This window comes from Elioraea rosea (genome assembly GCF_007644105.1).
Lineage (GTDB): Bacteria > Pseudomonadota > Alphaproteobacteria > Acetobacterales > Acetobacteraceae > Elioraea_A > Elioraea_A rosea.
Map to the genome: position 1 here is coordinate 13,483 of NZ_VFAC01000034.1, position 21,056 is coordinate 34,538.

The following is a 21,056-nucleotide window of genomic DNA, read 5'->3' on the forward strand; positions in this document are numbered from 1 at the left end:
GGCTTTGATGGATCAGTTCGGGCTGCTGCTCGGCGGCTTCGCGGTCGCGCTCGACCCGTGGAACCTGGCGCTGATGGTGATCGGCATCGTGCTCGGCGTCGTCATCGGCGTGCTGCCCGGGCTCGGCGGTGCGAACGGCGTCGCGATCCTGCTGCCGCTTACCTTCTCGCTGTCGCCGGTCAGCGCGATCATCCTGCTGTCCTGCATCTACTGGGGCGCGCTGTTCGGCGGCGCGATCACCTCGATCCTGTTCAACATCCCGGGCGAGCCGTGGTCGGTCGCGACCACGTTCGACGGCTACCCGATGGCGCAGCAGGGCCGCGCGGCGGAGGCGCTGACGGCTGCCTTCACCTCCTCCTTCGTCGGCGCCTTCGTGGCGATCGTGATGATCACCTTCGTCGCGCCGCTCGTCGCCGGCTTCGCGCTGCGCTTCGGCCCGCCGGAGTTCTTCGCGGTGATGTTCCTCGCCTTCGCAAGCTTCATCGGCATGGGCACCGGCTCGCCGCTGAAGACGCTGATGGCGACGATGGCGGGGTTCCTTCTCGCCTGCGTCGGCCTCGACAGCGTCACCGGCACGCTCCGCCTCACATTCGGAACGACCGAGCTGATCCGCGGCTTCGACTTCCTCGTCGCGGTGATCGGGCTGTTCGGCATCGGCGAGATCCTCACCTCGATCGAGGAGGGGCTCGCCTTCCGCGGCGCGAATGCGCGCATCGACCTCTCGGTGGTGCGCCGCACCTGGGCGGAACTGCCGCGCCACTGGGCGCTGTCGCTCCGCTCCTCGCTGATCGGCTGCTGGATGGGAGTGACGCCCGCGGGCGCGACGCCCGCCTCGTTCATGAGCTACGGCGTGGCGCGGCGCCTGGCGAAGCCGGGCGAGGTGCCGTTCGGCAAGGGGCGCATCGAGGGCGTGATCGCGCCGGAGACGGCGGCGCACGCTGCCGGAACGAGCGCGCTTCTGCCGATGCTCGCGCTTGGCGTTCCCGGCTCGCCCACCGCTGCCGTGCTGCTCGGCGGGCTGATGATGTGGGGGCTGCAGCCGGGGCCGATGCTGTTCGTCGAGCAGGCCGATTTCGTCTGGGGCCTGATCGCCTCGATGTATCTCGGCAACATCGTCGGGCTCGTTCTCGTGCTGGTCGCCGTGCCGTGGTTCGCTGCGATCCTGCGCGTTCCCTTCGCGGTGATCGCGGCGCTGATCCTCGTGATCTGCTCGATCGGCGCCTACACGGTGAACAACGCCTGGTTCGACGTGGTCGTGATGCTCTGCTTCGGCGTGCTCGGCTACGCGATGAAGAAGCTCGACTACCCGCTCGCGCCGCTCGTGCTCGCCCTCGTGCTCGGCAACCGCACCGAGCAGGCCTTCCGGCAGTCGATGCTCTCCTCGCAGGGCGATCTCGGCGTGTTCTGGTCGAACTGGCTGGTCGGCTCGATCATGACGGTGGGACTCATGCTCCTGTTCTGGCCGGTGATCAGCCGCGTGCGCGGCGCAATCTCGGTGCAGCTCGCCCGACGGGAAGGGTGAGGCTGGGGGCGTTCTTCAACACGCAGGAAGGCGGCAACGGCTCTGGCGTGCAGCTCAGCGTCACGGTCGAGGTGGATTTCGTCTCGCAGGGCGTGGTGATCGGCACCGTCGGCGCGGGGACTGACCCGAACAACGGGTTCCTCGGCTTCCGCAGCGACACGGCGTTCGACACGGTCACGATCCGGTCGGTGTCGCCTGGCAGCGACACCTACCTGCTCGACAACATGCGCTACGCGGTGCCCGAGCCGGGCACGCTCGCGCTTCTCGGCGCGGGGCTGTTCGGCCTCGGGCTCGCGCGGCGGCGCCTGCGCGGCTGAGCAACCACAGCCTGGCTTTCGGCAGGCGGCCCGTCCGGCACCGGACGGGCCGCTTCCATGTCCGGCCCCCGGCGGGTCAGGTCCGGAAGTCGGGCTCCTCACTCGTCAGCGTGCGCACCACCGCCGTCATCAACGTGCGGCCGTAATTGGTGAAGCGCTTCGGCTCCGAGGCCTTGATCAGCTTCGGGTCGATCGGCGCGAGCTTCGCCCCGCCCGCCTCGGCCAGAAGCTGCATCTTGCAGGTGTCCTCGAGATAGATGAGCCGCAGCAGCGCCTCGCCGACCGTGGTGCCGACGACGATGGGCCCGTGGTTCTGCATCATCAGCACCGTCGCATCGCCGATCACGCCGGCGAGGCGGGCGCCTTCTGCCGGGGTGAGCGCGGCGCCGTCGAAGGCGCGGTCATAGGCGATCTTGTCGTAGAAGCTCATCGCGGAGAGGTAGCTCTTCGCGATCTCGCCGCCCTCGCGCATGCAGATGGCGGTGGCGTGGTGCATGTGCGTGTGCAGCACCGCGGTGGCCTGCGGCAGGGCAGCGTGGATCGGCGCGTGGATGCAGAACGCCGTGAGCTCGACCGTGTTGCCGTTGGTCGAGAGGATGGTGCCCTTGTGGTCTGCCAGAACGAGGGAGGAGGCCGTGACCTCCGACCAGAAATACCCTTCCGGGTTGATCAGCATCAGGTCCGGCCGGCCGGGCACGGCGACCGAGAAGTGGTTGCACACGCCGGACTGGAAGCCGAGGCGCGAGGCCCAGCGGCACGCGGCGGCGAGCTCGATCTTCGCCTGGGTGATGGCGTCCGTATCCGGGGCGACGTGGGTGTCCATGGGCTCCTCCCTCCCTGTTCGCGGGGGAGGCTAGCGGAAGCCGGCCGCGCGCGCGATCCTCCCCCTCCCGCCACGTTCGAGGTCACCGATGCTCCAGACACCGCCCGCGCTCCCCGGCATGCCCGAGGACGAGATCGACACGCCCGCCCTGGTGCTCGACCTCGATGCCTTCGAGCACAACCTCGACACGATGAAGGCGCTGCTCGCGCCGACCGGCGCGAAGCTGCGCGCGCACGCCAAGACCCACAAATCCGCGACCGTCGCCCGGCTTCAGGCGAGCCGCGGCGGCGCGGTGGGCCAATGCGTGCAGAAGGTCGGCGAGGCGGAAGCGCTGGCTTGGGGCGGCATAGGCGACATCATCGTCACCAACCAGGTCGTCGGCCGCTCGAAGCTGCAGCGGCTGTTCGGGCTCACCAAGCTCGCGCGCGTCTCGGTGTGCGTCGACGATGCCTCGCAGGTCGCGATGCTCGAGGAGGTGGCCGAGGCGGCGGGCGGGCGCATCGAGACGCTCGTCGAGATCGATGTCGGCATGGCACGTTGCGGCGTCGAGCCGGGGCCGTCGGCCGTGGCGCTCGCGGAACGGATCGCCGGCTCGAAGCACCTCGTCTTCGGGGGCCTGCAGGCCTATCACGGCCGCGCGCAGCACCTCCGCAAGCCCGAGGAGCGCGAGGCGGCGATCGCTGCCTCTGCGGACGGCACGCGGCGGACGGTGGAGCAGCTTCGCCAGCGCGGGCTCGAGTGCCGCGTCGTCGGCGGCGCCGGCACGGGCACGTTCGAGCTCGAAGCGGCCACGGGCGTATGGAACGAGATCCAGGCCGGCTCCTACGCCTTCATGGATGCCGACTATGCGCGGAACCTCGATGCGGCCGGCAAGCCGATGAGCACGTTCCGGCATGCGCTGTTCGTGCTCGCGACCGTGATGAGCGCGCCGAAGCCCGGCCTCGCCGTGCTCGATGTCGGGCACAAGGGGGTCGCGGTCGATTGCGGGATGCCACTCGTGTGGGGCATGCCGGATGTTGCCTATGTCGGCGCCTCGGACGAGCACGGCAAGCTCACCTGGGACGGCGGCGCGCGCAGCCTGAAGCTCGGCCAGAAGCTCCGGCTCATCCCCGGCCACTGCGACCCGACGGTCGATCGCTACGACTGGTATGTCGGCCTAAGGGGCGGGCGCGTTGAGTGCGTGTTCCCGGTCGATGCGCGCGGCGCGATGCGCTGAAGGCGCAGGACCTGGACGAGGGCCCCTAGCCGCGCGTCCGGGCGCTCGAGGCGACGTTGCTCGGCGCGATCGTCAGGCAAGGCTGCCGGCGCTTCTTCCGGTCCGCACAGGCCTCGCGCGCCTCGGCCGCGGTAAGGTTCGTCACCTGGGCGCGGAACAGCGTGCCGCGGCGGCCGCGCGTCGGCTGGATCTCCGTCTCCGCCCGCGCGATGCCGAGCGCGCGCTCTGCGCTGCGGGCCGCGGTGAGCGCCTGGTTTCGCGTCGAGAACGCGCCGACCTGCACGGCCCAGTTCGTCGCACCGCCCCCGCGCGCCCGCGTCGTCGCCTGCTCGGTGCGCTGCATCGCCGCCCGGTCCTGGCTTGGCGTGGAAGCGTTGGCGCGGGAGATCAGCGAGATGCCCTCGTTGCGCGAGGCGACGGCGGTGCCGCCCGCGACGCCGAAGGCATCGTCGAGAAGCGCGACCATGTGCCGGTCACGTTCCGGGCCCGAGGAGCCGCCGAACACGACGGCGACGATCCGCCGCCCGTCGCGCTGGGCGGAGGCGAGCAGGTTGAAGCCGCTCGCGCGGATGTAGCCGGTCTTGATCCCGTCCGCTCCGTCATAGCCCGAGAGGATCCGGTTGTTGTGGTTGACGTGGACCTTCCCGCGGAAGCGGAACCGGTCGGTCGAGAAGTAGCGGTAGTCGCTCGGGTGATCGAGGATCAGCCGCCGGCCGAGTGTCGCCATGTCGCGCGCCGTGGTGACCTGCTGCACGTCAGGCAGGCCGGACGCGTTGCGGAACACCGTGTCGCGCATGCCGATCTGGCGCGCCTTGAGCGTCATCGCCCGGGCGAAGTTCGCTTCCGACCCGGCCAGGTGCTCGGCGATCGCGATCGCGATGTCGTTGGCAGACTTGGTGATGATGGCGAGCACCGCGTGCTCGAGCGTCAGCCGCGAGCCGGGCGGCATGCCGATCTTCGAGGGCGGGGCGGCGGCTGCGTTGCCCGAGATCGTCACCTGGTCGGACCAGCGGGCGCGGCCGTCGGAGACGGCATCGAACACCAGGAATGCGGTCATCACCTTCGTGAGGGAGGCGGGGTGGCGCTCCTCGTCGGCATCGACGGCAGAGAGCACGCGGCCGGAGGCGGCTTCGATCACGATCGAGGAATAGCGCTCGCTGCCGATCTGGGCCCGGGACTCGCCTGACACCAGAATTGCAACCAGGGCGATAAGGAAACCTGGAACGATTGAACGCAGGGTTGCAACACGCCCGGGCATCCTGCCTGCCACCATCGTTCCACGCCCTTCCATTGCGCCCGGCGCATGGCCGGCCAGACCCCGGACCCTAGGCGCGCCTGTGCGCCATGTCCACCGGAAAAAACATAAAACGCAGATGGTTAACGCTTGATTCTCTGCCCCTGTGTCCGCTCCGGCAGGCCGGGAGACCAAATTGTGCAGTGCAACAAAATGCTTGACGAAAGCGAACGAAACCGCCATGTTCCGGTCGTGCTGCAGCGCAACATGAAGGCGCCGAAGCAACGGTATCATGCAATGGCGTGCGGGACACCGGCCGCCGAGGAAGGAGTAAGTACATGAGCACGAAGTCCGCCAAGGCAACTGCCGCGATCGAGTCCGGCGTCGAGACGATGGACAGCCTGGTGAAGCAGGGCACCGACGCCGCGACGAAGGGCTTCGAGCAGGCCCAGGCCGCGATGAAGCAGCAGATCGAGGAAGCCCAGAAGCAGGCCGCCTCGGTGCAGAAGACCCTCGAGGAGGCGCTCGCCTTCGGCAAGGGTAACCTCGACGCGTTCGTCCAGTCCTCGACGATCCTCACCGAGGGCATGCAGGAGCTCGCCCGCTCGACGATGGCCTTCCAGCAGGCCGCCTTCGCCGAGACGATCGAGAACGCCAAGGCGCTCGCCGGCGTGAAGTCGGTCCGCGAGGCGTTCGACCTGCAGGCGACGATCGCCAAGGCCTCGACGGAGAAGCTCGTCGCCGAGACGACGAAGTTCTCCGAGAGCTCCGCGAAGCTCGCCGAGAAGGCCTTCGCCCCGGTGATCGAGCGCGTGAACCTCGCGGTGAAGACGTTCGGCAAGCCGATCGCCGCCTGATCCGGCTGAGCGATCGAGAGGCAATCCCTGCCGGCGTTTCCGGCAGGGCACGTGAAGGGGCCCGGGGGATCACTCCCGGGCCCCTTTTCATTGACCCTTTTTGTTCTCGCCCCCTCACGGGCAAGAGATTTACCCTCGCTGAACCCCGCCAGGGCAGGATTGCTGCCATGATGGCTTGGCGGTCGATTCCGGAGGCGCATTCTGCGGCACACCCTTTCGCCGGGCTTGCCGCTTCCGATATCATCCCTGTGCGGCGGCGCGGCATCGTGCCCCCTGCCGGCACAAGCGAAGGCGCAGCGCGGCACCGAGGCGATGAGCGATACGGACAAGCGGGGCAACCAGGGCGGCGAGAACACACCCAGTACGGGCGTGGTCATCAAGGCGCGCCCGAAGACCCGCAAGCCCAGCATGTACAAGGTGTTGATGCTGAACGACGACTACACGCCGATGGAGTTCGTCGTCCATGTGCTCGAGCGGTTCTTCAACAAGAATCGCGAGGAAGCCACGCGCATCATGCTGCACGTGCACAGGCGTGGCGTCGGCGTATGCGGCGTGTTCACCTACGAGGTGGCCGAGACCAAGGTCACCCAGGTGATGGACCTCGCCCGCCAGCACCAGCACCCGCTGCAGTGCACGATCGAGAAGGAGTGAACCTTCTCCGTGCGCGGCGAGGCACGATATCTGCATCGACACCCGGGAAGGCAGGCGGCGGGTCCGCCGTCGGGGCCTCCCCCGGAACGGCCGTGACCTGACACGGCCAGGACAAGGAGAGCGCGCGCATGTTGTCCCGTAACCTCGAACAGACGCTGCACCGCGCGCTCGGCCTGGCAAGCGAGCGCAAGCACGAATACGCCACCCTCGAGCACCTTCTCCTCTCGCTCGTCGACGACAGCGACGCAGCCGGCGTGTTCCGCGCCTGCGCCGTCGACGCCGAGCGGCTCCGGAGGGAGGTGACCGAGTTTCTCGACAAGGACCTCGCCGGGCTGGTGACCGACCGGACCGGAGACCCCAAGCCGACCGCCGGGTTCCAGCGTGTCGTCCAGCGCGCCGCGATCCACGTCCAGTCCTCCGGGCGGGACGAGGTGACGGGCGCCAACGTCCTCGTCGCGCTGTTCAGCGAGCGTGAGAGCCACGCGGTCTACTTCCTGCAGCAGCAGGACATGACGCGGCTCGATGCGGTGAACTTCATCAGCCACGGCATCGCCAAGGTGCCGGGGCGGAACGAGAAGCGCGCCGTGCAGGGCCAGGAGAACGAGCAGAACGAGGGGCGCGAGGACAAGCCGAACCGGCGCAGCCAGGAGGCGCTCACCACCTACTGCATCAACCTCAACAAGAAGGCCGCCGCCGGCAAGATCGACCCGCTGATCGGCCGCGAATCCGAGGTCGAGCGGACAATCCAGATCCTCTGCCGCCGCACCAAGAACAACCCGCTCTACGTGGGCGACCCGGGCGTGGGCAAGACCGCGATCGCCGAGGGCCTGGCCAAGCGGATCATCGAGGGCGACGTGCCGGAGGTGCTCAGCAAGTGCACCATCTACGCGCTCGACATGGGCGCGCTCCTCGCCGGCACGCGCTACCGCGGCGACTTCGAGGAGAGGCTGAAGGCGGTCGTCTCCGAGCTCGAGGCGCAGGGCGGCTCTGCCATCCTGTTCATCGACGAGATCCACACCGTGATCGGCGCCGGCGCCACCTCGGGCGGGGCGATGGATGCCTCGAACCTGCTGAAGCCCGCGCTCGCCTCGGGCACGCTGCGCTGCATCGGCTCGACCACCTACAAGGAGTACCGCAACTACTTCGAGAAGGACCGCGCGCTCGTCCGCCGCTTCCAGAAGATCGACGTGGCCGAGCCCTCGCTCGACGATGCGATCAAGATCCTGAAGGGGCTCAAGACCAACTACGAGAAGCACCACAAGGTCCGCTACACCGATGATGCCATCAAGGCGGCGGTGGAGCTTTCCTCGCGCTACATCCATGACCGCAAGCTGCCCGACAAGGCGATCGACGTGATCGACGAGGTCGGCGCCTCGCGCATGCTGCTGCCCGAGAACAAGCGGCGGAAGACCGTGACGGTGAAGGATGTCGAGGACATCGTCGCCAAGATCGCGCGCATCCCACCCAAGGCGGTGAGCACCGACGACAAGGAGACGCTCCGCAACCTCGAGCGCGATCTCAAGGCGATGGTGTTCGGCCAGGACAAGGCGATCGAGGCGCTTGCCGCGGCGATCAAGCTGGCCCGCGCGGGGCTTCGCGACGGCGAGAAGCCGATCGGCAACTACCTGTTCTCCGGCCCGACCGGCGTGGGCAAGACCGAGGTCGCCAAGCAGCTGTCGAAGATCCTCGGCATCGAGCTGACGCGCTTCGACATGTCCGAGTACATGGAGCGTCATTCCGTCAGCCGCCTGATCGGCGCCCCGCCTGGCTATGTGGGCTTCGACCAGGGTGGGTTGCTGACGGACGCGATCGACCAGCACCCCCACTGCGTGCTTCTGCTCGACGAGATCGAGAAGGCGCACCCCGACCTGTTCAACATCCTCCTGCAGGTGATGGACCACGGGAAGCTGACCGACCACAACGGCAAGCAGGTCGACTTCCGCAACGTCATCCTGATCATGACGACGAATGCGGGCGCGTCGGACCTCGCGAAGAACGCCATCGGCTTCGCGCGCGAGAGCCGCGAGGGCGAGGACGAGGACGCGATCAAGCGCCTGTTCACCCCCGAGTTCCGCAACCGCCTCGACGCGACCATTCCGTTCGCGAACCTCACCCCCGACATCGTCGGCATGGTGGTGGACAAGTTCGTCATGCAGCTCGAGGCGCAGCTCGCCGACCGCAACGTGACGATCGAGCTGACCGACGGGGCTCGCCATTGGCTCGCCGAGAAGGGCTACGACAAGCTCTACGGAGCCCGGCCGCTCGCGCGCATCATCCAGGAATACGTGAAGAAGCCTCTCGCCGAGGAGCTCCTGTTCGGCCGGCTCTCGAAGGGCGGCGCGGTGCGCGTCGGCGTCGACGAGGAGGGCAAGATTCTCACCTTCGCCTATGTCGAGGCCCCCGTCGCCGCGCTGCCGAAGCCCGAGGGCGACCCGGGCGAAGGCGACGACGAGAAGGCGCCGGAGGTGGTGGAGTAAAAGCGGCTTATCGACGGCGGTTCACCGGGCGTCGAACCGCCGCCGGCTCTTGTTTATGACGTGCCTGGGGTGAAGTGCCCCAGGCGCATAGGCGATCATCCCGATCGCGGGCATTGGCCGCCGTCTGCGCCCACGCTCAGCCCGACCTCCGATCAGCGCATCAGGACCGACGTCGCGTCCCAGTCACGCAGCCAGTTGGGATTCTGGCTGCGATAGATGGTGTTGCGAACTCGCAGCGGAACGCGACGCTGTGGGTCGAGCCAGACGCGCGTGTCGACGCCGAACATGTTGGGTGGCTGCCCCCGTAGAAACTATTCGCGAAGGAGCGCAACGGAGCGTCCGAAGCGGCGAGGCTGCTAACGGCGGAGCGAGCGCCCGGGCAATTGAATCTCTCATCAGGACTGAGCCGATTGAACAGTATGCCGTAACATCGGCTTCGTTCTCTCTGGCGATCAATCAAACCGGATTGTTGTGTCCTACGCGGACCACAGTCACATACGGTAGCCCGGTGCCACTTCGGGACTCGCATTACCTGCGGGTCGGAGGGGGGAGCTACACTTCTCGTGTCGGCAACAAAATAAACCATCGCAATGTAATCTTGGATTTGGTGGCGATACGTGACGAGCGAGCCGTGTTGCTCGCGAGTTGCTGCTGAATCCAATACATTGTCGATGAGCGCCATCGTCAGCGATCGGCGCGGCCCATAGTGCCTGCTTCCCTCCCACCATCGTGACAATATCGTTGCGCTTCCGGGGTTATGCTGCGGTGAAAGCAGGGGGAGGCCGCGATGGGAACCACGCAGGCCAAGGCCGCAGATGTCTATGGCCGTACGTACGAGCTCGATGAGCAGACGCTCGAGGTCATGGTCACGCGCCTGGAGGCGCGCGGGCGGCATCCCGTGTTCATCCAGTCCATTGGCGATTACGGCGAGCAGCTCCGTCTTTCCGGAACCGAGTCGCTTCTCGAGCTCGGCTGCGGCACAGGCGTGGCAAGCCGTCGGATCGCGCTGCGTCCGGATGCGCCCGGGCGCATCGTCGCGCTCGACATAAGCCCCCATCTCGTCGCCGCCGCCAGTCGCCTCGCAGCCGCCGAGGGGCTCGACGGGCGGATCGACTGGCGTGTCGGCGACGCCCATGCGCTCGGTCTCGACGAGCAGTTCGATGTCGTCCTGCTGCACACGCTGATCAGCCACGTTGCCGACCCGGAACGGGTGCTCCACCAAGCCGTCGGTCATCTCACGCCGGGTTCGGGACGGATGGTCGTGTTCGACGCCGATGTCGCCTCGCTCTCCATCGCGACGGAGGCGGAAGATGGCGGCGCGGAGAGCGACCGCCTCATCCGCAAGGGCCTCTTCGCCCAGCCGCGTGCCGTACGCAGCCTGCCGCGCCTGCTCCGCGAGCGCGGGATGCAGCTCGCCTGGTCGCGCGCCTACGCGGTGGCCGATATTGGCAGGCCGGACTATTTCGGCCCGCTGCTCGCGTCGCTCCCCATCCTTCTGCCGAAGGCCGGGGTGATGTCGGAGCAGGAGGCGAGGCGCTTCGTCGACGAACTTGGCGTCATGGCGGCGCGCGACGCGTTCTTCGGGGTGATCACCTTTCACACGATCATCGCCCACCGCGTGGCCTGAGCGCCTCGCTTGCTGTCGTCCCGTCACGCCCCCTCCAGCTCCCATCCCCCGAACACGACTCCGTGAGCCCTCCGCAACCGTTGGGACGGTTGCGAATTGGATCGCTCGTGGCGGCATCCCTCGGGAGCGGCCGCGCCATGGCATCGGAAGCCGTGGCAACGGAACGTGCGGAAGGAGACGGAGCAGAACCATGAGCGGGTCCCCGAACCCCGTTGTCGAGTCGATCCCCCACGCGCGCCGCTACGCGCGCGCGCTCGTCGCCGTGGCCGACGAGGGGGACCGGCTGGTCGAGCGGGCGCTGAGCAACGTCATGGACGCGGGGTCCGGCGCCTCCTTCCCCGGCCACCGGCTCTACACCTCGATCTCGCGCCTGCACCGCGACGCCGCGCAGGGGCCACGCGAGGACACGCTGCGACGGCAGGTGCTGCTGCTCCGCGCGCTCGAGGATCTCGACAACGGCCAGACCGCCGCGGTGGTCGGGCTGGAGGAGGACGTCACGCAGCGCCTGTTCAACGAGGCCATGGCCGATGCGCGGCGGCTCGTATCGGCCGATGCGCTGATCATCGAGGATGAGCCCGTCACCGCTCTCGAGATCGAGCGGTTGATGACCGAGTGCGGCCATCGGGTGATCGGGGTTGCCGCCAACGAGGAGAAGGCCCTCGCGCTCGCCGCGAACTCCCCGCCTGGCCTGATCCTGGCCGATGTGAAGCTTGGCGCGGGCGGGTCCGGCCGCGCTGCCGTCGCACGCATCCTCGAAGGGGCGCCGGCGCCGGTGATCTTCGTCACCGCCTATCCGGAACACCTGCTCACCGGCCAGCACCCGGAGCCGGCCTTCGTTCTCGGCAAGCCGTTCGACCCGACCGCTCTCGCCGCGGCCAGCTTCCAGGCGGTCAGCGCCGGCAAGAAACCGTTCTGACGCACCAAGTGCTGACGCATTGAAGCGTGACCGACAGGCACCTGGGCGTGAGACGGGCCCCGCTGGGTGCGGCGCGGCCTAGTGGAGATAGACCGAGACAGCGTCCCAGCTCTCATATGGAAACGGCGGGTCGCTTCGGTGCATCGCATGCCGTACGCGCAGCGGCGTTTTGTGCCGCGGGTCGATCCAGGCGGTGCTGTCGACGCCGTACATGTTCGGCGGTTGCCCGCGTTCGGTGAGCGTGACGACGAAGGCTTCCGTCGCGTTTATCATCTCGGTACCGGTGACGCGAAACTCGAACGTCCAGAGGAATGTCTCCCCTTCGGTAACCGCCGTGCCCGTTACCGATGCAAACGCGCGATTGCCGACGCGCAACGGAAAGAGGCTGGCCACGGCACGTTCCAACCGTTCGAGCGCCGGGTCGTTGGCCAGATAGAACCGCATCCCCAGAAGCGAGGTGTAATTCCGCCGCCCATCGGGGGTGACGACGCAGAGGCGCCCTGGCGGTGTCGCAACATACACCATTGGGTACAGCCTTCGGCGATCGGGCCAGCTCGCGCGCTCGATGCGTGTGCCAGGCGGCGGGCAGAGATCCAACGGCGCGGCAACGGAGGCGCCGGCAGGAGCCGAACCAGAGGCGTCGGGCGGCGATGAGCAGCCCGTCATTCCCAGCGCCATGATCAGCGCCGAGAACGCGATCACCCTCGCCGCTTTCTCGCGTCGGTACGAGCGGGCGAGCGGTGTGCCGCGTGCGTGTGCAAGGTCAGGCCTGTGAATGCGCTCCGCCGCCTGCCCGCGCGGCGCTGCAAGCATGGCGATGGCGGCTGCGGCGGCGAGGGCGATGCGGGTCATCGGCGCTCCTTCCTGCGCGCCTCGCGTGGCGCTCTTCCCCGCGCTTCTATCCCGCCGCCGCGTCCAGTGTGTTGAGGTGTCTCAAGCTCGCCTGGAGTGCGGCGATAGCAAGCAGGGCGCCCGCCCCTCAGCGTCCCGCGAAGAACGCCTCGAAGGCCCTTTCGGCGCCCGGGTGAAGGGGCGCGCTGAGGCCGCGCGTGCGCATCGCCGCAGGGTCCAGCCCCTCGAGCACAGGGGCGCGGCGGGCGAGGGGGGCGAGGCCGTTGAGCGTCTCGCGCGCGAAGGCTTCCACGATCGCGTCCGGCATCGCCGCCAGCGTCACCAGCGTCGCCGACACGCCGAATGTCCGCACATCCTCCGCGAGCTCGGGGTAGCTCCGGCCCGAGATGACGAGGCTCGTGTAGACCGAGCCGTCATCCACCAGCGCCTCGGCCTCCGGGCCCATGATCGGCGCGATGTCCACCGCGCACTCGCGCAGCGTCCGCGCGATCGCCGCGTTCGGGTGGCCGACGATCAGCAGCGTCGCGTCGATCCGCCCGGCGCAGAGCTCGGCGATCGCCGCGCCGGCCTGCAGCTCGTAGGTCGCGGCGAACGCGTCCAGCGTCATTCCGTAGGCGTGCATCAGCACGCCGATCGTTGCGCGGCGGCCGGAGGAGGGATGGCCGAGATCGACGCGCCTGTTGCGGAGATCGCCGAACCCTCTCACGCCTGCGGCGCGGCGCACGAGAAGCGTCAGCGGCTCGGCGTGAAGCGACATCACCGAGCGAAGCGTCGGCGTCGGTCCCCGTGCCGCGAAAGCCGCCGTCCCGTCCCAGGCATGCCGGTGCCAGTCCGACTGCGCCATGGCGATGTCGAGCTGCCCGTAGCGCAGGGCGAAGAGGTTGTAGATCGAACCCGCCGTGCTTTCCGGCGAGCAGCGGAGCGAAGCGCGGTCGACCAGGTTCACCCGTTCGCAGATCGCCCGGACAGCGGCGAAGTACCCCCCCGACACCTCGCCCGCGCCGACGGAGATGAAGCTCAGCCCACCGCCCGAGGCCGAGGCCGAGGTAGGCGAGGACGAACGAGCCGGCGACGAAAGGGCCGTCGCAGCAAGCACGAGCATCACGAGAGCCAGAACGCGCATCCGCACCTCCTGCACAGCGCGCATGATGCAAGCATCCCCCCGCCGCGTCGCCAAGCAGGGGGCGACACGCGGCGCGCAAGCGGTTCCGGCTTTCTGGCCGGGTCGCTCCTCAGGTAGCATCCGCCGGGATCGTTCGTCAGCGGGCAGCATGCCGGAGTTCATTCACGCCATTCCCGTCACCGAGCTTGCGGTCTATTTCACCGTCGCGTCCGTCGGCCTGGTGTTCGTCGGCCTCATCCTGGTCAAGCCGGTCCTGCGGCTTCTGATCGGCCGCGGCGACCCGACGATCAACGACACGATCAGCCACGGCACGGGCAGCTACGCGCTGTTCTACGCGCTCCTGGTCGGCCTGCTGACGGTCGCTGCCTACCAGAACAAGGTGCAGATCGAGCAGCACATCCTTGCCGAGGCCGCCGCCGTCGGCGGTCTCTACAGCGACATGGGCGTCTACCCAGAGCCGATGCGGTCGGACATGAAGGAGCTCCTGCGCGACTACGTCCTGTTCACAATCCACAAGGACTGGCCTGCCCACCGCGCGGGCGAGGTGATGAACGGCGGCGTCCATCGCGTGGACGCGATGCGGCAGCTTCTGGCGTCGTTCGAGCCGGCCTCCCCCTCCCAGCAGATCGTGCATGCCGAGGTGATCCGCTCCTTCGCCGGGTTCTCGAATGCGCGTCAGCAGCGGCTCGCCGGCGTGGCCACCCGCATTCCGGACATCCTGTGGTACGCGGTGGCCGTCGGCGCGCTGGTGAACCTGGTCATCTTGCTGATGCTGCGGATGAAGCCGCTGGCGCATTTCCTGCTCGGCTCGATCAGCGCATTCTTCCTCGGCGTCATCCTGTTCGTGATCGTCGTGCTCGACGATCCCCTGCGCGGCGAGGCGGGGCTGCGGCCGCAGCCCTTCGAGCTGCTTTGGGAGCGGCAGATGCGCTGGGACGAGCCGCTGGTCTGACGGGGGCGCGGATGGCCGAGTTCAGCGTACGCGAGGTGGAAGGGATGCGGCAGGTCCACATCGACATCCGCGACGAGACGGTACGCGCCGCCGCGGGCGCGCTCTCCAACATGCGCGGGGCGATCACCATGACGGCCGCGCCGCCGCGGCCGGGCGAGTTCATCCGCTCCCTGATCACCCGGGAGGCGCGCGTCCGCCCGCGCTACACCGGCACGGGAAGCGTGCTGCTGCAGCCCTCGCTCGGCGGGTTCTTCGTCCTCGAGGTGTCCGGCACGCGGTGGATCCTCGAGCCTGGCGTGTATCTCGCCTCGGAGGGCGACGTGACGCTCGGCGTTCGGCGCGAGCGGTTCTGGCCGACGCTCTGGGCAGGCGATGGGCTGATGAAGTTCCAGACGACCGTCTCAGGCCACGGCGGCGTCGCGATCAACGCACCGGGGCCGGTGGAGGTGGTGCCGGTGGAGGAGGGCGAGCTGCGCGTGCAGGGCCGCCTCGTTCTCGGCAGAACCGACACGCTGGGCTTCTCCTCGCGCCGCGCCACGTCGTAGCTGCAGAGCTTCATCGCGGGACAGAAGCGGCTCCGCGTCTTCTCCGGCACCGGCCTCGCCCTGGTGTGCTGGACGCCCTACTGGAACCATCACATGTATCGCCGCGTGACCGGCGAGGACATCGAAGGCTCGATCTTCGAATAGGCCGGGGGCGTCGCGTCAGGCCGCCTCGAGCGTGGCGATGTCGAGTTTCACCATGCCCATCATCGCCTTCAGCACGCGGTCGGCCCGCGCGCGGTCGGCGCCTGCGAGAAGCTTCGGCAGGACGCTCGGCACGATCTGCCAGGAGAGGCCCCAGCGGTCGGTGATCCAGCCGCACCGCATCGGCGTGCCGCCACCTGCGAGGATGGCATCCCAAAGGCGGTCCACCTCACCCTGCGTCTCGCAATCGACGCTGAGCGACATGGCCGGCGTGAAGGGAAACTCCGCGTTGCCGTTGATCGCGACGAAGGAGAGCCCCTCGAGCTCGAAGCGCACCGCGATCACCGAGCCTGGCGTGCCTGGCCCCGTTTCGCCCCAGCGTGTCGTCTCGGTGATGCGGGCGTCGGCAAACAGCGAGACGTAGAAGTTGACCGCTTCCTCCGCCGCCTGGCCGGCGAACCAGAGGGACGTCGCGATACGCTGGACCTTCGCCATGGTCGTTTCACTCCCGTGTCCTCGTTGGCGTTGTCGGTGAATGGTCAGTGCAGGCTGCGCGCCACGGCCTCGAGCTGGTCGGCGGCGGTGTTCCACCCCGCGATCAGCCCCATCGCCTCGTGCGCGGCGCGGTCGGCCGCCGTCCAATGCGCGGCATGCTCGGTGTAGTGCGTTCCGTCCGCGTCCGGCTCGAAGGCCACGGTCACGGTCACGAACGGCTTGGTGGCCGGCACCCAGGCTTCGGAGAACGCGTCCGTCCAGACGATGCGCCGCCCCGGATCGACCGCAAGACACACCCCGCGGAACAGCATCGGCTCGCCTGTCCCGGCGTTGCGCATGTCCACGGCGAAGCGGCCGCCGGGCCGGACATCCAGTGCGGCGCGCTCCACTCGCCAGGGCGGCGGGGCGAACCAGCGGGAGATCAGCGCCTCCTCCGTCCAGCAGCGCCAGAGCAGTGCGGGCGGCAGCGCGACATGCCGCGCCACGACCGGCGGATGCGAGAGCGAACCGTCTCGGGAGGTCATCGTTTCGTTTCCTTCCTCTTCGCGGTGTCGAACAGCGACGCGAGATGCGCCGAGAGCTCGTCGATGCAGGCGCCAGCTATCGCCGCGCCGCCCTGTGCCTTGGCCAGGATGAACGCGCCCTGGATCACCGCCTGGGTGTAGAGGGCGAGCCGCCGCGCGCGCGCCTCACCTTCTGCCCCGGAGACGCCCAGCGCGGCGGCGATGTCCGGCACCAGCGTCTCGGCGTGGCCGGCGATCGTCTCCTCGCAGGCGGCGCGGATGGCGGGGTGCGTCTCGTAGGCTTCCTGCACCATCGTTCCGGCGAGGCAGGTGATGTCGGGAAGCGCGCCGGCGAGAAGCGCCTTGCGCAGCGCCAGGTAGCCGAGGATCCGCCCGGCCGGAGTGTTCTCTTCATGGAACGTTGCGCTAGCGAACAGGCGTGCCGCCCCATCCCCGAAATGCCGGACGGCGGCGAGGGCGAGCGCCTCCTTGCTGTCGAAGTGATGGAAGAAGGCGCCCTTCGTCACGCCTGCGGCGGCACAGATGTCATCGACGCGCGTTGCCCCGTAGCCGCGCTCGCGCAGGAGGCGGAGCGCGACATCGAGGATCCTGGTGCGCGTATCGGTGCGGGCTTTCGTGGTGGCCATGCCGAACCATACCAACTGGTCGGTATGTGTCAACCCCGGCGTACACAACCGTTAATTTTCATTCACGATGCGGATCAGAGGTAACAACGCGGGCGGTATGCGGTAGGTTGTTTCGCAAGACCGAAGAGACGTTCGGCATTACGGGTGAGCATAGCCATGGCCGTTCAGGAAGCCTTACGCGTCGTCGCCGAACGAATTGGGAGCCTGCCCCAGCCCTGCGCAAGCTGCGATGCGAGGGAGCGCAACTTCTGCGCTGCGCTCAGCCCGGCCGAGATGGCCGAGTTCGCCCGCACCATGTCGGAGGCGGCGCTGCCGACGGGGGGGATCCTGTTCCACGAGGGCGCGCCGGCCGACCACGTGATGAACGTCACGTCCGGCGCGGTGAAGCTGTTCAAGCTGCTCGGCGACGGGCGGCGGCAGATCCTTGGCTTCCGCTTCGCCGGCGATTTCCTTGGGCTCTCCACTGGGGCGGATTACGTCTACAGCGCAGAGGCGCTCGGCGAGAGCCGGGTGTGCCGCTTTCCCCGCCGCAAGCTCGATGCGCTGCGCGAACGTTACCCGAACGTCGATCGCCGCCTGCTCGCACTTTCGATCGAGGAGCTCGCCGGCGCGCAGGAGCAGCTGCTTCTGCTCGGGCGCAAGACGGCCGAGGAAAGGCTCGTGTCGTTCCTGATCCTGCTGTCGCAGAACCAGGTGCGTCGCGGCCTCGTGGCCGACCCGATCACCCTGGCGATGACGCGCTCCGACATCGCCGACTATCTCGGCCTGACCATCGAGACGGTGAGCAGGACCTTCTCGTCTCTGAAGAAGAAGGGGCTGATCGAGCTCGAGGACACGACACACGTGCACCTCGTCGATCGCGACAGGCTCGAGGACCTCGCCGCCGGCTTCGCCTAACGTCGCCCGCTACGCTTCCGCACATTCCTCCGGCCGCAAGCACCGCGCCCGCGGCGATGCTCAGCGGATGAAGACCTGCACCTCGGTGGCGGGAATGTCGCGGCGCGTCGCTGCCGAGAGCGTCACCCGCTCCGACGGCAGGCCCATCTCGACGAGCGCGCGCGCGACCCCTTCCGCCTGGCGCCGCGCCTCCGAAGCCGCGCGCGCCTGGTCTGCCGGCTCGCCGCGCGCCGGGGCGATCCCGACGAGCTCGAACGAGATCCCGGGGTTGCGGTCGAGCGCCGAGGACACCGCCTCGTAGAGCGGCTGGCGGTAGGCGACGTCGGGGCGGTCGAACCGGATGGAGACGAGCGGGCGCTGCGTCGCCGACACAGGAGCCGGCGGCGGCCGCAGGGCAGGCGAGGTAGCGATTCGCTGCGAAAGCGGCGCGCCGAACATGCGCCCGGAGTTGATCGCAAGAACGAGCGAGCCGAGCGTGCGCCGCTCCGAGGCGAGCGCGGAGGACTGCCGACCGATATCGTCGGTGATCTCGTTCAGCAGCCGGTCGATCGTCACGATCGTGCGGCTCGTATCGTCCTCGAGGAGGTCGAGGTTGCGGTGATCCTGGTCGACGCCGCCGGAGAGCCGGAAGGCGGAGCGGATGGAGCTCTGCAGGAAGCCGGCATTGGAGGCGTTCGCCGCCACGCGCGGCGAGAGCGCCGAGAGTCTCGCGAGGTTCTGGTCGAGCTGGCCTAGCAGCCCCTGTGCCTCGCTTGCCTGCGACAGTAGCTCCGGGTTGCCAGGGGTGGTGCCAACCTGGAGGCGGGCGGTGATGTTGGCGACGAGCGCCTGGTAGCGCGCCGTCTGGTCGGCCATGGCCGAACGGATGACGCGGAATTCCTGGGCGTTGTCGATCACCCCGCCCTTGAGACTGGTGAGTTCGCCGGCGAGCTGCTGCACCCGACCATCGACGACTGTTCCCGTCGGCACGAGCCGAGGCGCTGTGGGCGAGAGGGTGGAGGCGTCGGCCGGCAGGGGGGCGGGCGGAAGCTGCGGCCCCATGCCCGGGAAGCTCTGGCAGGCGCCGAGCGTGCCCGCGAGGACGAGGGCGAGCAGGGCGCGGGCGCGAGGGGTTCCGGCGCAGGCGAGGGCGCGGCCGGCATCCGGGGAGCGGCGCTCTGGCATCGTGTCGGTCTTGTCTCCGTCTCTCGGTGGTTGGCGCGGGCAGGTTGCAGGCGTGCAGAAGTCTCTGGGTTCTCTAGCATCAGCCGCGCCAGGGGGTCGAGGGGGGCAGGCGATTCGGGGGCTCCGGACCAAGCCCACACCCTGGCCCTCTCTGGCAAACGGCACAGGGGACGCCTCGCGCGGCGGTGTCGCGGCGTCGCCTCTCCCCTCATTGGGAGAGAGGGTCCGGTGAGGGAGGCGGGCGTCGCCCTCAGGCGTCCATCTTCAGGGCGGCGAGGAAGGCGGTCTGCGGAATCTCGACCTTGCCGAACTGGCGCATGCGCTTCTTGCCCTCCTTCTGCTTCTCGAGGAGCTTGCGCTTGCGGGTGATGTCGCCGCCATAGCACTTGGCGGTCACGTCCTTCGACAGCGCGCCGATCGTCTCGCGGGCGATGATGCGAGAGCCGATCGAGGCCTGGATGGCGATCTTGAAGAGCTGCTTCGGGATCAGCTCCTTCAGCTTCTCGCAGATGGCCCGGCCGCGCTTCTCCGCCTGGCTCCGGTGCGCGATGAAGGCAAGCGCGTCCACCGGGTCGCCGTTGACCAGGATCGAGATCTTCACGAGCTCGCTGTCGGCGTAGCCGTCCATCGCATAGTCGAAGGAGGCATAGCCGCGGCTGATCGATTTCAGCCTGTCGTAGAAGTCGAACACCACCTCGTTCAGCGGCAGGCGATACACCGCCATCGCGCGATTGCCGACATAGGTGAGGTCCACCTGCTGGCCGCGGCGCTCGTTGCAGAGGGCGAGGATGTTGCCGAGATAGTCGTCGGGCACGAAGATCGTCGCCTTGATCCACGGCTCCTCGATATGGTCGATCGTCGAGGGGTCGGGCATGTCGGCGGGGTTGTGCAGCTCCGTCACGTCGCCCTTGGTCGAATGGATTCGATAGACGACCGAGGGGGCGGTGGCGATCAGGTCGAGATCGAACTCGCGCTGCAGACGCTCCTGGATGATCTCGAGGTGCAGCAGGCCGAGGAACCCGCAGCGGAAGCCGAAGCCGAGCGCGGCCGAGGTCTCGGGCTCGTAGTGGAACGAGGCGTCGTTGAGGCGCAGCTTGCCGAGACTCTCGCGCAGCTTCTCGAAATCGTCCGCATCGGTCGGGTAGAGGCCGCACCAGACGACGGGGATCGAGGGCTTGAACCCGGGAAGCGGCTCGGTGGCCGCCGTGCGGTCATCGGTGATCGTGTCGCCGACATTGCAGTCGGCCACCGTCTTGATGCCGGCGGTGATGTAGCCCATCTCGCCGGGCCCGAGCGATTCGACTGTCACCATCTTCGGCGTGAACACGCCGACCGCTTCGACGGGATGCACCGCGCCCGAGGACATGAACCGGATTCGCTGGCCGCGCTTCAGCCGCCCGTCCTTTACGCGCACGAGGATGACGACGCCGAGATAGGCGTCGTACCAGCTGTCGACGAGCAGCGCCTTGGTGGGCGCCTCCGCCTCGCCCTGCGGCGGAGGAAGCCGCGTCACCAGCGCCTCGAGAACGTCGCCGATGCCGAGGCCCGTCTTGGCGCTGATCATCACGGCATCGTCGGCCGGAAGCCCGATCACGTCCTCGATCTGCGCCTTCACCCTGTCAGGCTCCGCCGCCGGCAGGTCGATCTTGTTGAGCACGGGCACGATCTCGTGGCCGGCATCGATCGCCTGGTAGACGTTGGCGAGCGTCTGCGCTTCCACGCCCTGCGAGGCATCAACGACGAGGAGAGAGCCCTCGCAGGCGGCGAGGCTGCGGCTCACCTCATAGGCGAAATCGACATGCCCCGGCGTGTCCATCAAGTTCAGAACGTAGGTCTGCCCGTCCTTGGCCGGGTAGGTGAGCCGGACGGTCTGGGCCTTGATGGTGATGCCGCGCTCGCGCTCGATCTCCATGTTGTCGAGCACCTGGTCCTTCATCTCGCGGTCGGTCAGCCCGCCGCAGGCCTGGATCAGCCGGTCGGCCAGGGTGGATTTCCCATGGTCGATATGGGCGATGATCGAGAAATTGCGGATGCGGGAAAGCGGCGTGTCGGTCATCTGGCCCTGCATGTCGGGAGCGGGGGCGCTCTCGGCCCTCC

General features: G+C 68.4%; 21 protein-coding genes. 11 read left to right on the forward strand and 10 right to left on the reverse strand.

What is annotated here, in order from left to right:
- Positions 1-7 precede the first annotated feature (7 nt).
- Together FIF60_RS17085 and FIF60_RS21945 are read left to right on the forward strand one after the other, a co-directional pair.
- On the forward strand, positions 8-1,522 hold the full coding sequence (locus FIF60_RS17085) for a tripartite tricarboxylate transporter permease (RefSeq protein WP_144299500.1): 1,515 nt from the start codon (positions 8-10) through the stop codon (positions 1,520-1,522).
- Complete coding sequence (locus FIF60_RS21945) at positions 1,519-1,839, forward strand: PEP-CTERM sorting domain-containing protein (RefSeq protein WP_204251231.1); 321 nt, start codon at positions 1,519-1,521, stop codon at positions 1,837-1,839. Before FIF60_RS17085 ends, FIF60_RS21945 begins: the two co-directional genes overlap by 4 nt.
- Before the next feature lie 76 nt (positions 1,840-1,915).
- Here the strand turns inward: FIF60_RS21945 and FIF60_RS17095 are convergent, their stop codons facing one another.
- Entirely contained in the window at positions 1,916-2,662 is a 747-nt protein-coding gene (locus FIF60_RS17095; RefSeq protein ID WP_144299501.1) for a class II aldolase/adducin family protein, read from the reverse strand.
- 88 nt (positions 2,663-2,750) lie between these two features.
- On the opposite strand from FIF60_RS17095, the gene FIF60_RS17100 reads away from it, so the two are divergent.
- Positions 2,751-3,878, forward strand: a complete 1,128-nt coding sequence (locus FIF60_RS17100) for a DSD1 family PLP-dependent enzyme (protein ID WP_144299502.1) — start codon at positions 2,751-2,753, stop codon at positions 3,876-3,878.
- A gap of 25 nt (positions 3,879-3,903) precedes the next feature.
- Here the strand turns inward: FIF60_RS17100 and FIF60_RS17105 are convergent, their stop codons facing one another.
- Entirely contained in the window at positions 3,904-5,067 is a 1,164-nt protein-coding gene (locus FIF60_RS17105) for a D-alanyl-D-alanine carboxypeptidase family protein (protein ID WP_239451686.1), read from the reverse strand.
- Positions 5,068-5,450: 383 nt separating this feature from the next.
- Between FIF60_RS17105 and FIF60_RS17110 the strand changes: the two genes are divergently transcribed.
- From FIF60_RS17110 to clpA, 3 genes are all read left to right on the forward strand, one after another.
- Positions 5,451-5,969, forward strand: a complete 519-nt coding sequence (locus FIF60_RS17110; RefSeq protein ID WP_144299504.1) for a phasin family protein — start codon at positions 5,451-5,453, stop codon at positions 5,967-5,969.
- A gap of 312 nt (positions 5,970-6,281) precedes the next feature.
- Positions 6,282-6,620, forward strand: a complete 339-nt coding sequence (gene clpS, locus FIF60_RS17115) for an ATP-dependent Clp protease adapter ClpS (protein WP_144299505.1) — start codon at positions 6,282-6,284, stop codon at positions 6,618-6,620.
- A 128-nt stretch (positions 6,621-6,748) separates the two neighbouring features.
- Complete coding sequence (gene clpA, locus FIF60_RS17120) at positions 6,749-9,097, forward strand: ATP-dependent Clp protease ATP-binding subunit ClpA (RefSeq protein WP_144299506.1); 2,349 nt, start codon at positions 6,749-6,751, stop codon at positions 9,095-9,097.
- Between the two features lie 152 nt (positions 9,098-9,249).
- Here clpA and FIF60_RS22290 read toward each other — a convergent pair whose 3' ends face one another.
- On the reverse strand, positions 9,250-9,384 hold the full coding sequence (locus tag FIF60_RS22290; RefSeq protein ID WP_275426725.1) for a hypothetical protein: 135 nt from the start codon (positions 9,382-9,384) through the stop codon (positions 9,250-9,252).
- A gap of 500 nt (positions 9,385-9,884) precedes the next feature.
- On the opposite strand from FIF60_RS22290, the gene FIF60_RS17125 reads away from it, so the two are divergent.
- Together FIF60_RS17125 and FIF60_RS17130 are read left to right on the forward strand one after the other, a co-directional pair.
- Positions 9,885-10,724, forward strand: a complete 840-nt coding sequence (locus FIF60_RS17125; protein ID WP_144299507.1) for a methyltransferase domain-containing protein — start codon at positions 9,885-9,887, stop codon at positions 10,722-10,724.
- A gap of 190 nt (positions 10,725-10,914) precedes the next feature.
- Positions 10,915-11,640 carry a response regulator gene (locus tag FIF60_RS17130; RefSeq protein WP_144299508.1) on the forward strand — a complete coding sequence of 242 codons (726 nt, stop codon included), beginning with the start codon at positions 10,915-10,917 and terminating at the stop codon, positions 11,638-11,640.
- Between the two features lie 78 nt (positions 11,641-11,718).
- On the opposite strand, the gene FIF60_RS17135 is transcribed toward FIF60_RS17130, so the two are convergent.
- Positions 11,719-12,492: a hypothetical protein gene (locus FIF60_RS17135; protein WP_158639274.1), complete on the reverse strand. Its 774-nt coding sequence runs from the start codon at positions 12,490-12,492 to the stop codon at positions 11,719-11,721.
- Between the two features lie 127 nt (positions 12,493-12,619).
- Positions 12,620-13,639 carry a TAXI family TRAP transporter solute-binding subunit gene (locus tag FIF60_RS17140; RefSeq protein WP_158639275.1) on the reverse strand — a complete coding sequence of 340 codons (1,020 nt, stop codon included), beginning with the start codon at positions 13,637-13,639 and terminating at the stop codon, positions 12,620-12,622.
- A 124-nt stretch (positions 13,640-13,763) separates the two neighbouring features.
- Here FIF60_RS17140 and FIF60_RS17145 point away from each other — a divergent pair, with 124 nt between their 5' ends.
- Positions 13,764-14,567 (forward strand): bestrophin-like domain, encoded by an 804-nt coding sequence (locus FIF60_RS17145; protein ID WP_158639276.1) that lies wholly within the window; start codon positions 13,764-13,766, stop codon positions 14,565-14,567.
- Positions 14,568-14,578: 11 nt separating this feature from the next.
- On the forward strand, positions 14,579-15,112 hold the full coding sequence (locus tag FIF60_RS17150; RefSeq protein ID WP_144299512.1) for an AIM24 family protein: 534 nt from the start codon (positions 14,579-14,581) through the stop codon (positions 15,110-15,112).
- 159 nt (positions 15,113-15,271) lie between these two features.
- Here the strand turns inward: FIF60_RS17150 and FIF60_RS17155 are convergent, their stop codons facing one another.
- Genes FIF60_RS17155 through FIF60_RS17165 form a run of 3 tightly spaced genes read right to left on the reverse strand, consistent with a single transcriptional unit; the run spans position 15,272 to position 16,898 of the window.
- A complete protein-coding gene (locus FIF60_RS17155) occupies positions 15,272-15,748 on the reverse strand; it encodes a VOC family protein (RefSeq protein WP_144299513.1) in 477 nt (158 codons plus the stop codon).
- Between the two features lie 44 nt (positions 15,749-15,792).
- On the reverse strand, positions 15,793-16,272 hold the full coding sequence (locus FIF60_RS17160; RefSeq protein ID WP_144299514.1) for an SRPBCC domain-containing protein: 480 nt from the start codon (positions 16,270-16,272) through the stop codon (positions 15,793-15,795).
- Positions 16,269-16,898: a TetR/AcrR family transcriptional regulator gene (locus tag FIF60_RS17165; protein WP_144299515.1), complete on the reverse strand. Its 630-nt coding sequence runs from the start codon at positions 16,896-16,898 to the stop codon at positions 16,269-16,271. The genes FIF60_RS17160 and FIF60_RS17165 overlap by 4 nt, the downstream gene beginning before the upstream one ends.
- A 273-nt stretch (positions 16,899-17,171) precedes the next feature.
- Here FIF60_RS17165 and FIF60_RS17170 point away from each other — a divergent pair, with 273 nt between their 5' ends.
- Positions 17,172-17,795: a helix-turn-helix domain-containing protein gene (locus tag FIF60_RS17170; protein WP_239451687.1), complete on the forward strand. Its 624-nt coding sequence runs from the start codon at positions 17,172-17,174 to the stop codon at positions 17,793-17,795.
- 60 nt (positions 17,796-17,855) lie between these two features.
- Here the strand turns inward: FIF60_RS17170 and FIF60_RS17175 are convergent, their stop codons facing one another.
- Positions 17,856-18,959 carry a hypothetical protein gene (locus tag FIF60_RS17175; RefSeq protein ID WP_144299517.1) on the reverse strand — a complete coding sequence of 368 codons (1,104 nt, stop codon included), beginning with the start codon at positions 18,957-18,959 and terminating at the stop codon, positions 17,856-17,858.
- A gap of 250 nt (positions 18,960-19,209) precedes the next feature.
- Positions 19,210-21,015 (reverse strand): translation elongation factor 4, encoded by a 1,806-nt coding sequence (gene lepA, locus FIF60_RS17180; RefSeq protein WP_144299518.1) that lies wholly within the window; start codon positions 21,013-21,015, stop codon positions 19,210-19,212.
- Positions 21,016-21,056 lie beyond the last annotated feature (41 nt).

Coding starts and splice junctions, on each gene's coding strand:
- FIF60_RS17095 (WP_144299501.1), bottom strand. CDS start 2,662: ATGGACACCCACGTCGCCCCGGATACGGACGCCATCACCCAGGCGAAG.
- FIF60_RS22290 (WP_275426725.1), bottom strand. CDS start 9,384: ATGTTCGGCGTCGACACGCGCGTCTGGCTCGACCCACAGCGTCGCGTT.
- FIF60_RS17085 (WP_144299500.1), top strand. CDS start 8: ATGGATCAGTTCGGGCTGCTGCTCGGCGGCTTCGCGGTCGCGCTCGAC.
- FIF60_RS17165 (WP_144299515.1), bottom strand. CDS start 16,898: ATGGCCACCACGAAAGCCCGCACCGATACGCGCACCAGGATCCTCGAT.
- FIF60_RS17175 (WP_144299517.1), bottom strand. CDS start 18,959: ATGCCAGAGCGCCGCTCCCCGGATGCCGGCCGCGCCCTCGCCTGCGCC.
- FIF60_RS17125 (WP_144299507.1), top strand. CDS start 9,885: ATGGGAACCACGCAGGCCAAGGCCGCAGATGTCTATGGCCGTACGTAC.
- FIF60_RS17160 (WP_144299514.1), bottom strand. CDS start 16,272: ATGACCTCCCGAGACGGTTCGCTCTCGCATCCGCCGGTCGTGGCGCGG.
- FIF60_RS17135 (WP_158639274.1), bottom strand. CDS start 12,492: ATGACCCGCATCGCCCTCGCCGCCGCAGCCGCCATCGCCATGCTTGCA.
- lepA (WP_144299518.1), bottom strand. CDS start 21,015: ATGACCGACACGCCGCTTTCCCGCATCCGCAATTTCTCGATCATCGCC.
- FIF60_RS17130 (WP_144299508.1), top strand. CDS start 10,915: ATGAGCGGGTCCCCGAACCCCGTTGTCGAGTCGATCCCCCACGCGCGC.
- FIF60_RS17110 (WP_144299504.1), top strand. CDS start 5,451: ATGAGCACGAAGTCCGCCAAGGCAACTGCCGCGATCGAGTCCGGCGTC.
- clpA (WP_144299506.1), top strand. CDS start 6,749: ATGTTGTCCCGTAACCTCGAACAGACGCTGCACCGCGCGCTCGGCCTG.
- FIF60_RS17150 (WP_144299512.1), top strand. CDS start 14,579: ATGGCCGAGTTCAGCGTACGCGAGGTGGAAGGGATGCGGCAGGTCCAC.
- FIF60_RS17145 (WP_158639276.1), top strand. CDS start 13,764: ATGCCGGAGTTCATTCACGCCATTCCCGTCACCGAGCTTGCGGTCTAT.
- clpS (WP_144299505.1), top strand. CDS start 6,282: ATGAGCGATACGGACAAGCGGGGCAACCAGGGCGGCGAGAACACACCC.
- FIF60_RS17140 (WP_158639275.1), bottom strand. CDS start 13,639: ATGCGCGCTGTGCAGGAGGTGCGGATGCGCGTTCTGGCTCTCGTGATG.
- FIF60_RS17100 (WP_144299502.1), top strand. CDS start 2,751: ATGCTCCAGACACCGCCCGCGCTCCCCGGCATGCCCGAGGACGAGATC.
- FIF60_RS17155 (WP_144299513.1), bottom strand. CDS start 15,748: ATGGCGAAGGTCCAGCGTATCGCGACGTCCCTCTGGTTCGCCGGCCAG.
- FIF60_RS17170 (WP_239451687.1), top strand. CDS start 17,172: ATGGCCGAGTTCGCCCGCACCATGTCGGAGGCGGCGCTGCCGACGGGG.